General features: G+C 62.6%; 13 protein-coding genes. 12 read left to right on the forward strand and 1 reads right to left on the reverse strand.

Translation table 11 applies throughout. The features are described from left to right. Positions 1 to 112: 112 nt before the first annotated feature. The 4 genes from ACE3OA_RS10075 (at position 113) to ACE3OA_RS10090 (ending at position 3,122) form a co-directional block, all read left to right on the forward strand. Positions 113 to 985, forward strand: coding sequence for an ABC transporter permease (locus ACE3OA_RS10075; RefSeq protein WP_374310590.1), 873 nt, complete (start codon positions 113 to 115; stop codon positions 983 to 985). A gap of 11 nt (positions 986 to 996) precedes the next feature. Continuing rightward, positions 997 to 1,815 carry an ABC transporter permease gene (locus tag ACE3OA_RS10080; protein ID WP_374310592.1) on the forward strand — a complete coding sequence of 273 codons (819 nt, stop codon included), beginning with the start codon at positions 997 to 999 and terminating at the stop codon, positions 1,813 to 1,815. Positions 1,816 to 1,911: 96 nt separating this feature from the next. Next, on the forward strand, positions 1,912 to 2,553 hold the full coding sequence (locus tag ACE3OA_RS10085) for a glutathione S-transferase family protein (RefSeq protein ID WP_374310594.1): 642 nt from the start codon (positions 1,912 to 1,914) through the stop codon (positions 2,551 to 2,553). Next, on the forward strand, positions 2,550 to 3,122 hold the full coding sequence (locus tag ACE3OA_RS10090) for a DUF924 family protein (protein WP_374310596.1): 573 nt from the start codon (positions 2,550 to 2,552) through the stop codon (positions 3,120 to 3,122). Before ACE3OA_RS10085 ends, ACE3OA_RS10090 begins: the two co-directional genes overlap by 4 nt. On the opposite strand, the gene ACE3OA_RS10095 is transcribed toward ACE3OA_RS10090, so the two are convergent. Further along, positions 3,119 to 3,472, reverse strand: a complete 354-nt coding sequence (locus tag ACE3OA_RS10095; RefSeq protein WP_374310598.1) for a DUF1636 family protein — start codon at positions 3,470 to 3,472, stop codon at positions 3,119 to 3,121. The two genes, ACE3OA_RS10090 and ACE3OA_RS10095, sit on opposite strands and share 4 nt — an antisense overlap. 145 nt (positions 3,473 to 3,617) lie before the next feature. Between ACE3OA_RS10095 and ACE3OA_RS10100 the strand changes: the two genes are divergently transcribed. From ACE3OA_RS10100 to ACE3OA_RS10135, 8 genes are all read left to right on the forward strand, one after another. Further along, positions 3,618 to 4,949 carry a tetratricopeptide repeat protein gene (locus tag ACE3OA_RS10100; RefSeq protein ID WP_374310600.1) on the forward strand — a complete coding sequence of 444 codons (1,332 nt, stop codon included), beginning with the start codon at positions 3,618 to 3,620 and terminating at the stop codon, positions 4,947 to 4,949. 192 nt (positions 4,950 to 5,141) lie between these two features. Next, positions 5,142 to 6,821, forward strand: a complete 1,680-nt coding sequence (locus ACE3OA_RS10105; RefSeq protein ID WP_374310602.1) for a hypothetical protein — start codon at positions 5,142 to 5,144, stop codon at positions 6,819 to 6,821. Between the two features lie 264 nt (positions 6,822 to 7,085). Continuing rightward, the gene (zapE, locus tag ACE3OA_RS10110; protein WP_374310604.1) at positions 7,086 to 8,285 is read left to right on the forward strand and encodes a cell division protein ZapE; all 1,200 of its coding nucleotides are present in this window, start codon (positions 7,086 to 7,088) and stop codon (positions 8,283 to 8,285) included. Between the two features lie 152 nt (positions 8,286 to 8,437). Then, a complete protein-coding gene (mdh, locus tag ACE3OA_RS10115; RefSeq protein ID WP_374310606.1) occupies positions 8,438 to 9,403 on the forward strand; it encodes a malate dehydrogenase in 966 nt (321 codons plus the stop codon). After that, on the forward strand, positions 9,400 to 9,552 hold the full coding sequence (locus ACE3OA_RS10120) for a hypothetical protein (protein ID WP_208109817.1): 153 nt from the start codon (positions 9,400 to 9,402) through the stop codon (positions 9,550 to 9,552). The genes mdh and ACE3OA_RS10120 overlap by 4 nt, the downstream gene beginning before the upstream one ends. Before the next feature lie 278 nt (positions 9,553 to 9,830). Further along, positions 9,831 to 10,997, forward strand: coding sequence for an ADP-forming succinate--CoA ligase subunit beta (sucC, locus tag ACE3OA_RS10125; RefSeq protein ID WP_374310608.1), 1,167 nt, complete (start codon positions 9,831 to 9,833; stop codon positions 10,995 to 10,997). A 6-nt stretch (positions 10,998 to 11,003) separates the two neighbouring features. After that, on the forward strand, positions 11,004 to 11,879 hold the full coding sequence (gene sucD, locus ACE3OA_RS10130) for a succinate--CoA ligase subunit alpha (RefSeq protein ID WP_374310610.1): 876 nt from the start codon (positions 11,004 to 11,006) through the stop codon (positions 11,877 to 11,879). 422 nt (positions 11,880 to 12,301) lie between these two features. Further along, complete coding sequence (locus tag ACE3OA_RS10135; protein ID WP_374310612.1) at positions 12,302 to 15,184, forward strand: 2-oxoglutarate dehydrogenase E1 component; 2,883 nt, start codon at positions 12,302 to 12,304, stop codon at positions 15,182 to 15,184. Positions 15,185 to 15,234: the final 50 nt, after the last annotated feature.

A 15,234-nucleotide genomic window follows, 5' to 3' on the forward strand; every position in this document is an offset into this window, starting at 1 on the left:
GGGGAGAGGGGTTGGGGTGAGGGGTCTTTCAACGAGTCCGGCCGTTCCACCCCTCACCCTGCCCTCTCCCCGCAAGCGGGGCGAGGGTTCCTAAAAGAGATCGCCCGCGTAAATGACCTCAGCCGCCATCACCGAAAAACGTCGCCAGCGCCTGTGGAGCACCCTGCTCCTGGCGCCGAGCGGCTTGTGGTATCTGGTGCTGCTGATCCTGCCGCTCATCGTCATCATGATCTATTCGGTGGGCGAGCGGGCGCCGACCGGCGGCTATCAGGCGGCCTTCACCTTCGACAACTACCTCAACATCGGCGCTCGCTGGACGGCGTTCAAGAACACGCTGCTGCTGGCACCCACGGGAACGCTCATCTGCCTGCTGGCCGGCTATCCCCTGGCCTATTTCCTGGCATTGAAGGCGAGCCCGCGCGCGCGGTTGTTCCTCCTCATCCTGGTCGTGGTGCCGTTCTGGACCAGCTTCCTCATCCGCACCTATGCCTGGATGTTCATCCTCGGCGGGCGCGGGCTGCCGCATCTCCTCGAACTCATCGGCATCGAAGGTGTTCGCTTCATCAACACACCTTTCGCGGTGCTGGTGGGCATCGTCTATGCCTATCTGCCGCTGATGGTGTTCCCGATTTTCGTCAGCCTTGAAAAACTCGACAAGCGCCTCCTCGAAGCGTCCGACGATCTCGGCGCCGACCCCATCGCCACCTTCCGCCAGATCACCCTGCCCCTTTCGGCCCCAGGCATGATCACGGGCTGCATGCTGGTCTTCATCCTGCTGATGGGCGAATACCTCATCCCGCAGATGCTGGGTGGCGGCAAAGTCTTCTTCATCGGCAACGCGCTGGTCGATCTCTTCCTGCAGAGCCTCAACTGGCCCTTCGGTTCGGCCTGCGCCATGGCGCTGGTCGTCATCATGGTTGTGACGGTCAGTCTCTACCTCCGCCTCACCCGTGCGACCGGCGGTCGCGACGTGTCGTTGATGTAGGGAGCGGGACCATGCTGCGCGCCTATTCGATCTTCATCTATCTCTTCCTCTATGCGCCGATCGCACTCATCGTGCTGTTCAGCTTCAACAGCGGCAACAATGCTTCCGACTTCCAGGGCTTCGGCATCGATTGGTATTTCAAGGCGGCCAACAACGGGTTGATGCTGTCGGCGCTGGAAAACAGCCTCATCGTCGCGGCGACGGCTTCCGTGCTCGCCACCATCATGGGCACGATGGCGGCGGTGGCGTTGCAGAATGTGCGCGGGCCGCTGCGCGTGCTGTTCGACGGCCTCACCTATATCGCCATCATGGTGCCGGGCATCGTCATCGGCATCGCGACACTGATCGCCCTGGTCACCACATTCGACGCCGCCAATACGATCCTGGCCAGCCTGTGGCCCGGCGATGCGCCGCCCAAGCTCAGCCTCGGTTATGGCTCCATCATCGCGGCGCATACGCTCTTTGCCATGGCATTGGTCATCATCATCGTGCGCGCCCGCATTGCCGGCATGGATAGGAGCCTAATCGAAGCCTCGGCCGATCTCTATGCCGATCCGGTCGCGACCTTCCGGCAGGTGACCTTGCCGCAGCTGCTGCCCGGCATCATCGCCGGCTTCCTCTTGAGCTATACCTTCAGCTTCGACGATTTCGTCATCGCCTTCTTCGTCGCCGGTTCGAAGAATACGCTGCCGATCTATGTCTTCTCCTCGATCCGCCGCGGCGTGACGCCCGAAATCAATGCCATCGGCACGGCCGTGATGATCTTCTCGCTCACGGCACTCATCTCGGCACAGGTTCTGCTGCGGCGCGGCAACAAATCCGGCCGCTGATCCATCCCCGCCGCGCATTCACACCATGCCGGCACGGCATTGGCGCCGGACACGGGCTTGTCCTATAAAACCGGGACGGAAATTGGGGGAGGTTTCATGTACACGCTCTATTGGTCGCATAATTCCGCATCGGTCGCGGCGCATTACTGCCTGGAGGAAGTCGGGGCACCTTATGATCTGGTACTGGTCGACATGGCCGAGGAAGCGCACAAGAAGCCGGAATTTCTGAAGGTCAATCCGGCCGGCAAGCTGCCGGCGCTGAAGCTGCCCGAAGGCGGCACCATTACCGAATGCGCCGCCATCTCGCTCCTCATCGCCGATCGATTCCCGCAGGCGGGCCTCGCGCCGGCCGCCGCCGACCCGCAGCGCGGTCCTTTCCTGATGTGGCTCTTCCACCTCAACAACACGCTGCAGCCGGCGATGCTGCGCTACTATTACCCTGAGCGCATCACGACCGAAGCCAATGGTACCGGCGGCGTGCAGCAAAAGGCGAAGGAAGAGATTGCGGCCTTGTGGTCGCGCATCGATGCACATCTGGCCAAGAACGGCCCATACCTCCTCGGCGACAAGTATTCCGCGGCCGACCCGCTGCTCTACATGCTCTCCACCTGGCAGGAATGCTGCCCGGATCTCTATAAGCGCTTCCCCAGCGTGCGGCGCCTGGCCGAAAAAGTGCGCGCCAGGCCAGCCATCGCCCGCATTGCGGAGATGAACCAGGTGGGGCCGGTCGCGGCGTGAGCGATCCCCGTTCCGTCATCGAGTTCTGGTATGCGGCGCGCGCCAAGGCACTGTGGTTCGAGAAGGACAAGGAATTCGACGCGGAGATCCGAGCGCGCTTCGGCGCCGCCGTGCATGCAGCGCAGATGGGTGAACTCGATGGTTGGGCGGATACGCCGATGGGGGCGCTGGCGCTCCTCATCCTGCTCGACCAGATGGCGCGCAATATCTATCGCGGGCAGGCGAAGGCGTTCCTGGGCGATGCGCGCGCCCTTGCCGTCGCCGATGCGGCCATCGCGCGCGACTTCGACAAGGACCTGCCCTTCAACCAGCGGCGCTTCTTCTATCTGCCCTTCGAGCATGCGGAGGATATGGCGAACCAGCACCGCGCCATCGACCTTTTTACCCGGCTCTATGGCGAGACCGGCGGTGCCGACCGGAAGGATGCCGAGGAACAGCTCGATTACGCCCATCGCCACCGCGATATCATCAAGCGCTTTGGCCGCTATCCACACCGCAATGAGGCCCTGGGTCGCCCTTCGACCGAGGATGAGATTGCGTTCCTGAAAACACCGGGCAGTTCGTTTTAGATGGCCGGGATGCGGCCGATGATCTTGCGCCGGATGGATTTGGGGCGTTCCAGCAGCTTGGTCTGGCCGTCTGCCTTTGATGCATAGAGCTGCGCCAGTTCCAGCAGAGCTGCGCGATCCTCGACCGGGTCGATTTCGGCCAGCATATAGGTGGCCTTGCCCGGAGCGGTTAGTGCCACGCTGAGGGGCCTGGTGCAGTTCGACATGCAGGCCGTCCCCCTTACGGTGAAGCCTGGCGGCAGGTCGGCACCCATGAGGTCCTCGATCAGCCCCGGCCCCAGCAAGGCGCCGTCGGGACCGCGCTTGCAGGTGGTGCAGATAAAGAGGACATGATTCTCGGCCGGTGGCATTGGATTCTGGCTCCGCTTTACGGGAGAGCAGCCTTAGCAAGGGCCAGGAGGGGGCGCAAGCAGGAGGGGGTCGGCTGGCTTTTATGGGACGTCTTGGTTAGATTGCGCGGCGATATCGGCCGTTTCAACCGTTCAGAGCCACAGCATGCGCCGTCTTCTGCTATCCACCGCCGCCCTCTTCCTGTCGGCGCAAGTGATCCTCAGCTCTCCCGCCCGCGCCGACTATGCTGCCGCAGAGGCAGCTTTGCAGGCCGGCAATATCGCCGGCGCGGTGCCGTTGCTGGCCGAGGAAGCCAAGCTCGGCAACCCGGTTGCAGCCTTCAACCTCGGCAAGATCTATCTGGACGGTGCCGCCGGCGCCCCGGATTTCACCCAGGCCGCCACCTATTTCCGCATCGCTGCCGAGATCGACACGGCCCCGCGCTATAACGGTGCGGCCCTCGGTGCGCAGGGACCGCAGCTCATCGCCGCGGCGCAAATGTATGGCCAGTACGAGCTTGGCCGGCTTTATGAGACCGGCAAGGGCGTACCGCAGGATTACAACGAGGCGGTGGGCTGGTACACGCGCGCGGCCGATCTCGGCAACATCAAATCCATGCTGAAGCTCGCCATCGTTCAGCGCGAAGGCCTGCCGGGCATTGCCCCCGACCTCGCCAGTTCCACATCCTGGCTGCAGCGCGCGGCGGAGGCGGGGTCGATTCCCGCTGCACTTGAACTCGGGCGCGCCTATCAGGGCGGCATCGGTGTGACGCCCAACCCGCAGGAAGCGGCGAAATGGTACGAGGCCGCCGCCGCCGGTGGCGCCATCAGCGCCGAATATGGCCTCGGCACGCTTTACCGGAACGGCATGGGCGGCCAGCCGGATTTCGTGCGCGCGGTCGAGCATTTCGAGCGCGGCGCCAATGCCAAGGACGCGGCCTCGATGCTGGCGCTGGGCGATCTCTATGCCAGCGGCCAGGGCGTGCCCGCCGACAAGGTGCAGGCCCATGCCTGGTACAGCCTGGCCGCCGACCAGGGTGCGACAGATGGCAGCGCCAAGGCCGCCGCTCTCGCACAAGGGATGACGCAGCAGGAACTCACCGCCGCGGTCTCGCTCCATGACAATTGGCGGCCGCAGGCGAAGGAAGAGGCCATGCCGGCAGCAGCACCTGCGCCAGCACCTGCATTGGCTAGTCCCGCTCCCGCAGCAGCACCGACAGCCAGCCCCGACTTGCCGCCCCTCTTCGAAGAATCGGCCCCGACGGCGCCGGCTGCAGCCGTTCCGGCGCCGGCTGCAGCCGTTCCGGCGCCGGCCCCTGCACCGGTGATCGTGCCCCCGGCCACGACCGAGGCGGTGCCTGCCGCACCGGCACCGCTGCCCACGACGACACCGCCGACCACAGATCCGTTTGCACCGACCGACCCGTTCGATCCGTTTGCGCCGCCGGCTCCGGGAGCGCCGCAGCCGGGGGCGAAGCCTTTCGAGCCGACGCAGTAAGTATTTCAGAATTGGCGTTGTGCGGCCGATCACACAAACGTCAGCGGAACAGGACCCGCGCCGCCGCTATCTGTTATAGGCGGCGTGATTCGACCCAAGGCATTGGCTGGCGATGGTCGCCGGCCTGCCATGTTTCGGCCGCAATGAACGTATCTGTTGGCGGCCGCTTTTAGCATGCAAGGAGTAGACAAGATGGGGCGTTGGTGGAATTCGGACCGGGCTGCGACATTCGGCTTGGTGTGCAAGGGCAGCCTTGCCGCCGGCAGTGTCGCGGCCATGCTGCTGCTGGCCGCCTGCGGCGACAAGGAAGACGAGCAGGCATCGGGCAGCGGCAACGCGACCGAGACGGCCGCACCCGCCGCGGCGATCGACCCGGCCCAGGCCCCCATCATCCAGAAGGCGATCGAGGATTATCTGCAGGTAGCCGAAGGTCCGGCCGAGCAGCGCATCCTGCATCATGGCGCCGTCAAGGTGACAGCGGGCAGCGACGCCTTCGACGTATCGATCGAGGGTGTGCGTGTCGGGCCCGACGGCGAAGGTAACCTCGATGTCGGCACCATCGGCTACCGCCTGACGCCCAAGGGCACCGACGGCTATATCGCCAGCAACCTCACCCATGCCGGCTCGATGCCGTTCAAGGAGAAGGACGGCAAGGAGAGCGGCGCGCTCACCTTCACCACCAAGGCCTTCAGCGGCGAATGGTCGAGCAGCCTGCAGACCTTCCTGGCGCTGGATTGGCAGGCGGCCGATCTCGTCGCCAAGGACAATGCCCCCGACGGAGGTAATTTCAGTGCCAAGGGGCTGACCGCCAAGATCGCCAGCACCGACAAGGGCAGCGGCCTGTTCGACCAGACCGGCGCCTTCGAACTCACCGATTTTGTCGGCAAGGACACGACGGGCGGCAGCTTCACACTGGCCAAGCTCGATCTTTCGGGCCTGATGACCGCCATCAAGCTGAAGGAATATGTCGCCAAGACCCGCGAGATGCAGACCCTGATGGGCGAAATCGCCGATGCGACGGCGAAGGCCGAAGCGGCCGCCGCTGCCGCCTCGGCCAGCGGCAATACGACGCCGACAGAACCGACGGCCGAACCCGCAACGGGCATCAGCGACGCGCAGGCGGCCAAGCTCGGCACCCTCATCAAGGACATGTCGGGCCTTATCGGCGGCGTCAAATACGACGTCGCCTTCAGCGAGGCCGGGTTCAAGAACAAGGATGGCAGCGAGCCGTTCCATCTCGGCCAAGGCGCCTTCAACATCGCCTTTGACGGTCTCGATAAGGAAAAGGCCGCGGTCAATCTGGGCCTCAGCCACGACAAGCTGGTGATCAACGACCCCGATCTCGCCGGCGATCCGCTGTTCGCAAAGCTGCTGCCGGCCTCCGGCAAGCTCGACCTCAACCTCACCGAGGTACCGTCGAAGGAGCTGTGGCAGCTGGTCGGCGACAACTTCCCGAACCTCGTCACCGCCGATCCGGCACGTTCCGATGCAGCGGCCGGCGTGATGTTCATTGCCCTGCAGCAATTGCTGCAGAAGGCGCCGATGAAGCTCGCCGTGGCCCCCTCGGGCCTCACTTCCGAGGTGATGAAGCTCGATGCCACCGGCAATTTCGACGTGAAGCCCGAAGCGACGCTGGGTGTCATCGGGGCGCTTGATATCGCGCTCTATGGCCTGGATGAAGCCATGAAACTGGCCAATGAGGCGGCACAAAGCTCGCCCAACGCAGCGCAGATCGTCGGTGGGCTGGCCATGATCCAATCCATGGCCAAGCGCGAAGCGGGCAGCGACGGCAAGCCCGTCGACAAGCTGAAGCTCGAGGTCGATGCCGCAGGTGATGCCAAGGTCAACGGCATGTCGCTCTCCGGCATGTGACCGCCGGCATGTGACCGATGGTCGCCATGGCGATGTGAACTCTTTCTTCACCTTCGCAATGTTAGAACCGCGCCGATCGAACAAGATCGGCGCGGTTTCTTTTTGCGGCGTCGATGCCATCCGCGAAGGCGATGAGACACTCCGCAATGATGTGCGAACTGTTGCCGCGATGACTCAGTCGAGACGAAATCTGTGGTGGTCATGCCACGCGCGAATCACTTCTCGGTGGATAAGCGCAAAAAAATATGTTGTGATATGCGCGACATGCATATTGACCGAGTCGCGATTTCAGCAACGACCGATGTGTTGGTCGCATCCATGAGTGATGACGGGCCGCTCCCCGCCTATCGCGCGATGCAGCGTGGCGGTCGCTTGCACCATGATCCTGCGCAGGAGCTTGCGGCTGAGAAGCTGCAGTCGCTCTACAATGCGCTCAAAGACTATCGCCCCGACAATGACAATGGCGGCGCCCTGCGTTCCTGGGTCGAGCGCTTGGGGCTGACACGCCGTCGCGACGAAGCCGCCCCCCAGGGCCTCTACCTCTATGGCGGGGTTGGTCGCGGCAAGTCGATGCTGATGGATATCTTCTTCGCGCATGTGCCGGTGGAGAAGAAGCGCCGCGTCCATTTCCACGCCTTCATGCTGGAAGTGCATGACCAGCTGCATCAGTGGCGGCAGGAGAAACCCAAGCAGATCGACCTTATCCCGGCCCTGGCCGAGAAGCTCGCCGGCGAGCTTACGCTGATCTGCTTCGACGAGTTTCACGTCACCAATATCGCCGACGCGATGATCCTGGGGCGCCTCTTCAGCGCGCTGTTCGAGCGCGGCGTGGTGATGGTGGCGACCTCGAACTGGGCGCCGGACGATCTTTACAAGGGTGGCCTGCAGCGCGACCAGTTCCTCCCCTTCATCGCGCTCCTGAAGGAGAAGCTCGACGTCCTCGAATTGGATGGCGGGCGCGATTACCGCATGGCGCGCCTCAAGGACATGAGCGTCTATCACTATCCGCTGGGCGATCTTGCCGCCCGCCAAATGCGCGAAGCCTTCGCGAAGATGACCGACAACGAGCCGCCGCTCGCCAGCCATCTCACTGTCCAGGGCCGCCGCATCGAGATCCTGCGCCAGGTTTCAAATGCCCATGGCCGCGTCGCCTGGTTCGATTTCGACGAGCTTTGCGCAAGGCCGCTGGGTGCCGCCGACTATCTGGCCATCGCCACCCATTACGATGTGGTGCTGCTGGACCAGGTGCCGACGCTGAGCACCGAACGCCGCAACGAGGCGCGCCGCTTCATGACGCTGATCGACGAACTCTACGAACATAAGGTGACGACGATCGTCGCTGCCGCCGACAAGGCGGAACGACTTTATCCCAGCGGTGACGGTGCTTTTGAATTCGAGCGCACCGTCAGCAGGCTCAATGAAATGCAGTCGGTCGACTATCTAACCCGACCGCATTTGACGTGAGTGAGGGGGAATTTTCGCGAGAAGAGTTAATGCCTCTTGCCCTTGTGGCAAATTCAGGTTATTAACTCAACATCTAGAGGAGTGCGCTAAGAGCGCAGGTACATTGCCTAAGCAAAATCGTGGCAATGCGTAAGAGACATCAGGATTACAGAATGGCACGGAAGAAGATAGCCCTAATCGGCGCGGGACAGATCGGTGGCACCTTGGCGCTGCTGGCAGGTCTCAAGGAGCTCGGCGACATCGTTCTTTTCGACGTGGTCGATGGCGTTCCGCAGGGCAAGGCGCTGGACATCGCCGAGGCCTCGCCGGTCGAGGGCTTCAACGCCACTTATGCCGGCGCGTCCGATTACAAGGCCATCAAGGGTGCCGACGTCATCATCGTCACCGCGGGCATTCCGCGCAAACCCGGCATGAGCCGCGACGACCTTATCGCCACCAATGCGAAGGTCATGGACGCGGTCGGCAAGGGCATCAAGAAATACGCGCCCAAGGCCTTCGTCATCTGCATCACCAATCCGCTCGACGTCATGGTCTATGTCCTGCAGCAGGCCTCGGGCCTGCCGGAAAGCCATGTGGTCGGCATGGCGGGCGTGCTCGATTCCGCCCGCTTCCGCTATTTCCTGGCCGAGGAATTCAAGGTCTCGGTCGAGGACGTCACCGCCTTCGTGCTGGGTGGCCATGGCGATACCATGGTGCCGCTCGCCCGCTATTCCACCGTCGCCGGCATTCCGCTGCCCGATCTGGTGAAGATGGGCTGGACGACCCAGGAAAAGCTCAACAACATCATCCAGCGCACCCGTGACGGCGGCGCTGAGATCGTCAATCTCCTGAAGACGGGTTCTGCCTTCTACGCGCCGGCATCCTCCGCGATCGCGATGGCCGAATCCTACCTCAAGGACAAGAAACGCGTGCTTCCCTGTGCGGCCTATCTCAACGGCCAGTACGGGGTTAAGGGACTCTATGTCGGCGTACCGGTTGTCATCGGTGCGGGCGGCGTAGAGAGAGTGGTCGAGATCGACCTCAACAAGGCTGAAAAGTCGATGTTTGATAAGTCGGTCGCGGCCGTAAGGGGCCTCATCGATGTGGTGAGGAAGCTTCAAAGAGGAGAGAAGCAATGAAGAAGACCATCGAACTGGCGGCCAAGAAGGTTGCCAAGAAAGCCGCCAAGAAGTCGGCGAAGAAGACCACGAAGAAGGCCGCTGCCAAGAAGCCGGCTGCGAAGAAGACTGCCAAGAAGACCGCCAAGAAGGCCGCGAAGAAGAAGTAACTTCCGGTCTGGTCTTTTTTGACCAAACGGCCTGCGACGGCGACAGTCCTATTTCCATGCTGTATCGACGGGTTTCAGTTCAATTGGCTTGAACCCGCCCGGCATGGTGATAGAGTGCGATCTGCTGCACCACAGCAAATCGTCGGCTGTCGCTGTCGCCCGCTTTTTTTCTAAAGAATTCCTAAAGACTTCCTAGGAAATAATCGCGCGGCCCGGTGGCTGGCGAAACGACCGCCGGGGTGCAGTCTTTCGCAACGCAGCATAGCGGGTCACCCCGGATGAACATCCATGAATATCAGGCTAAAGCCCTGATCAGGAAGTTTGGCGTCGCCGTCCCTGACGGTCACGTCGCCTACTCCGCCGACGAGGCGGTCCAAGCAGCCCAGAAATTAGGTGGCGGTCTCTGTGTCGTGAAGGCGCAGATTCATGCCGGCGGCCGCGGTAAAGCGGGCGGCGTAAAGGTCGCCAAGACCGAGGGCGACGTGCGCGACCTCGCCAAATCCATGCTCGGCATGACCCTGGTGACGCACCAGACCGGCCCCGTGGGCAAGGTCGTGAAGCGCATCTATGTCGAAGCCGGCTGCGACATCAAGCGTGAGCTCTATCTCGGCATGCTGGTCGACCGCGCCACCTCGCGCGTCACCATCATGGCCTCCGAGGAAGGTGGCATGGAGATCGAAGAGGTCGCCGCCAAGAGCCCGGAAAAAATTCTTAAAGTTGCCATCGACCCGGTCACCGGCGTGCAGCCTTTCCATGCCCGCCAGATCGCCTTCTTCCTCAAACTGACTGGCACCCAGATCGCCTCGGCCACCAAGTTCATCATGGCGCTCTACAAAGCCTTCATCGATCTCGACTGCTCGATCGTCGAGATCAACCCGCTGGTCGTCACCGGCGCCGGTGACGTGATCGCCCTCGACGCCAAGATCAACTTCGACGACAACGCGCTCTTCCGCCACAAGGATGTCGAGGAACTGCGCGATCCAGACGAAGAGGATCCGGCCGAGCTCGAAGCGGCCAAGCACAGCCTCAACTACATCAAGCTCGACGGCTCGATCGGCTGCATGGTCAACGGTGCTGGCCTTGCCATGGCGACGATGGACATCATCAAGCTCTATGGCGGGTCGCCGGCGAACTTCCTCGACGTGGGTGGCGGTGCCACCAAGGAACGCGTCACCGCGGCCTTCAAGATCATTCTCAGCGACCCGAATGTCGAAGGCATTCTGGTCAACATCTTCGGCGGCATCATGCGTTGCGACGTCATTGCCGAGGGTGTCGTGGCGGCGGCGCGCGAAGTGAGCCTGCATGTGCCGCTGGTCGTGCGCCTTGAAGGCACCAATGTCGAATTGGGTAAGAAGATCCTGGCGCAATCCGGGCTGCCCATCCTGTCCGCCGACAACCTCGCGGACGCGGCCGAAAAGGTCGTCAAAGCCGTGAAGGAGGCTTGAGGAATCATGTCCGTACTCGTCAATAAAAACACCAAGGTCATCTGCCAGGGCTTCACCGGCGCGCAAGGCACGTTCCATTCGGAACAAGCCATCGCCTATGGCACCAAGATGGTGGGCGGCGTCACCCCGGGTAAGGGCGGCACCAAGCATCTCGATCTGCCGGTCTTCGACACCGTTGCCGAAGCGGTCGCCAAGACCGGTGCCAATGCCAGTGTCATCTATGTGCCGCCGCCCTTCGCGGCCGACGCGATCCTTGAGGCGATCGACGCCAAGGTGGCGCTCGCCGTCTGCATCACCGAAGGCATTCCGGTCCTCGATATGGTGCGCGTGAAGCGTGCCTTGCAGGGTTCGGCGACGCGCCTCATCGGCCCGAACTGCCCCGGCATCATCACGCCGGAAGAATGCAAGATCGGCATCATGCCGGGCCACATTCACAGGAAGGGCAAGATCGGCATCGTCTCGCGCTCCGGTACCCTGACCTATGAAGCCGTCGCCCAGACCACGGCGGCGGGCCTCGGCCAGACTACCTGCATCGGCATCGGTGGCGATCCCGTGAACGGCACCAACTTCGTCGACTGCCTGGACCTGTTCCTGAACGATGACGAAACCCAGGGCATCGTCATGATCGGCGAAATCGGCGGCAATGCCGAGGAAGACGCCGCCGCGTTCTATAAGGCCGCCAAGAAGAAGAAACCCATTGTCGGCTTTATTGCCGGCGTCACGGCCCCTCCGGGTCGGCGCATGGGCCATGCCGGCGCCATCATCAGCGGCGGCAAGGGCGGGTCGGGCGACAAGATCGAGGCCATGAAATCAGCCGGTTTCGTCGTGGCCGACTCCCCGGCGGCGCTGGGCTCCTCCATGCTGAAGGCGATGGGCAAGTAACCGGTGCCAGAACGCATCGGGGGGCTTCCCCAAGACGGGCTCATTTCTCCGTCCATGAACACCCTACCGGGTCCCGGGTTGATATCCCGGGACCCGGTTGCTATCTCCAGAAAATCCTTCCCAAATCGGGGACTGCGGGAAACAGTAACCATTGGGTAACCATCCCATGCGCAAATGACCGGGAGCTGGATTTGTCGGGGAAGGTGCCGGGTCAGCCCACCACGCTCTGGTGGGGTCCCGGGCGCCTTCCCCGACGAATCCGCAATGGCCGGACGGGCGGAAGATCCGCCGGCCATTGGCTCGATGACCAGAATTGCCTTCACAAAGGCGAAGCCTCGGGACCTTGGATCAGGGGCCAGATTCCGATGCTAGACCTTTTGGTGGCTTGATCTCTTGTGGGCAGCGGCCCAAACGGGTGAACCATGAACCAGCCAATTCCGAATTTCCTCTCCGGCCCCAACGCGCCCTTCATCGAAGAGCTCTATGCCAAGTACCTGGCCGACCCCAATTCGGTCGACGCATCCTGGCAGACCTTCTTTGCCGAGCTTGCCGAAGAGGCGCCGGCGGCCCTCAAGGATCTGCGCGGGGCCAGCTGGGCGCCGCGCGAGCGCGATATCGAAATCGGAAACGGCGCCCTCAACGGCGGCTATGGCACGCCCGCCAATGACAGCGGCCGGCGCGCGCTTCCCGGCGGCCATGTCAGCGCCGCCGAGCAGCGCGCCGCTGCCCGGGATAGCTTGCGCGCCATCATGCTGGTGCGCGTCTATCGCGTGCGCGGTCACCTTGAAGCCAATCTCGATCCCCTGGAGCTGAAACCGCGGGCCAAGCATCCCGAACTCGACTATCGCACCCATGGCTTCACCGATGCCGATCTCGACCGCGAGATTTTCCTCGACGGTGCCATGGGCTTCGAGACGGCGACCCTCCGGCAGCTCATCCATGCGCTGCGCCAGACCTATTGCGGGTCGATCGGCGTCGAATACATGCACATCCAGGACAATGACCAAAGGAAGTGGCTGCAGCAGCACATGGAAGGCAGCCGCAACCACCGTGACTTCACGGATCGTGGGAAAAGGGCGATCCTCGAGCGCTTGACCGAGGCGCAGATGTTCGAGAACTTCCTCGACAAGAAGTATACCGGCACCAAGCGCTTCGGCCTCGACGGCGGCGAGACGCTCATTCCGGCCCTCGAACAGGTCATCAAGCGCGGCAGCCAGCTCGGCATCAAGGAAGTGGTCATCGGCATGGCCCATCGCGGGCGACTCTCCATGCTCGCCAATTTCATGAACAAGCCCTATGCGGCGATCTTCAGCGAGTTCCAGGGCAACCCCTCGAACCCCGAGGATGTGCAGGGCTCTGCCGACGTCAAATACCATCTCGGCACCTCGTCGGACCGCGAGTTCGACGGCCGCATTGTGCATCTGTCGCTGACCGCCAACCCGTCGCATCTGGAATGCGTCAACACGGTCGTCCTCGGCAAGGTTCGCGCCAAGCAGGACCAGCGCAAGGACAAGAACCGCGAGCAGGTCATGGGCCTGCTCCTCCATGGTGACGCGGCGTTTGCCGGCCAGGGCCTGGTGCCGGAATGCCTCGAGCTTTCCCAGCTCTACGATTACGAGGTGGGCGGCACGATCCATTTCATCATCAACAACCAGATCGGCTTCACCACCAGCCCCACGGCGTCGCGTTCCGGCCCCTATTGCTCGGACATCGCCAAGGCGGTGCAGGCGCCTATCTTCCACGTCAACGCCGACGACCCCGAAGCAACGCTCCATGTCGCGCGCATCGCCATGGAATTCCGCGCCGAGTTCAATCACGACGTCATCATCGACATGTTCTGTTATCGCCGTTACGGCCATAACGAGAGCGATGAGCCGGCCTTCACCCAGCCCTTGATGTACAAGAAGATCGCGACGCATCCCACGACGCGCACGATCTATGCCCAGCGCCTGATCGAAGAGGGCAGCATCAGCCAGGAAGAGGCCGATGCCATCATGAACAACTTCCAGGCGCGGCTCGATGCCGAGTTCGAGGCGTCCGCTTCCTACAAGCCGAACAAGGCCGACTGGCTGGAAGGCGCCTGGGCGGGCCTTGCCACCGCCTCGGGCGACGAGCGCCGCGGCGAGACGTCGGTCACCGAGGACAAGCTGCAGCTCATCGGCAAAGCGATGACGACGGTGCCCGGCACCTTCAATCTCAATCGCAAGATCGCGCGCCAGCTCGCCCAGAAGGAAGAGATGTTCAAATCGGGCGAGGGCATCGACTGGGCGACCGGCGAGGCCCTGGCCTTCGGCTCGCTGCTCGACGAAGGTTTCGGCGTCCGTCTTTCCGGGCAGGACTGCAAGCGCGGCACGTTCAGCCAGCGCCATGCCGTCTTCACCGACCAGGAGAATGAGGACGAATATGTCCCGCTCAACCACATCCGCGACGGCCAGGCCTTCTTCGAAGTGATCAACAGTCCGCTTTCGGAAGCGGGCGTGCTCGGCTTCGATTACGGCTATTCCCTGGCCGAACCGAAATCGCTGGTGCTGTGGGAAGCACAATTCGGCGACTTCGCCAATGGTGCCCAGGTCATCATCGACCAGTTCATTTCCTCGGGCGAGTCGAAATGGCTGCGCATGTCGGGCTTGGTCATGCTGCTGCCCCATGGCTATGAAGGCCAGGGACCGGAACATTCCTCGGCCCGCCTCGAACGCTATCTGCAGCTTTGCGCCGAAGACAACATGCAGGTCGCCAACATCACCACGCCAGCCAACTATTTCCATTCTCTGCGCCGGCAGCTGCACCGGAACTTCCGCAAGCCGCTGATCATCATGACGCCGAAATCGCTGCTGCGGCACAAGCTCGCCGTTTCCAAGCTCAGCGAATTCGGCCCCGGCACGACCTTCCACCGGCTGCTGTGGGACGACAATGCAAAGCTCGTCGACAAGAAGATCAAGCGCGTCGTCCTCTGCTCGGGCAAGGTCTATTACGACCTCTTTGAGGAGCGTGAGAAGCGCGGGCTCGAGGACGTCTACATCATGCGCGTCGAGCAGCTTTATCCGTTCCCGGATAAGGCGCTCGCCGCCGAGCTGAAGCGTTTCCCCGGCGCCGAGATCGTCTGGTGCCAGGAGGAGCCCAAGAACATGGGCGCCTGGTTCTTCGTCTCGCCGGAAATCGACACTGTGATGGAAGAGCTGGGCACCAAGCAGCGCCGCGTGCGTTATGTCGGGCGGCCCGCCTCGGCCTCACCCGCCACCGGCCTTTACAAGCGACACATCAAGGAACAGGCGAAACTGGTCGACGAGGCTCTCAGCTTCAGCTGAGACCCCGTTACCGGCAGCGCCCTCAAACTATCGGCTTTGGGAGAAAGAAG

The sequence above is a fragment of the Dongia sp. genome (assembly GCF_041906375.1).
Classification (GTDB): domain Bacteria; phylum Pseudomonadota; class Alphaproteobacteria; order Dongiales; family Dongiaceae; genus Dongia.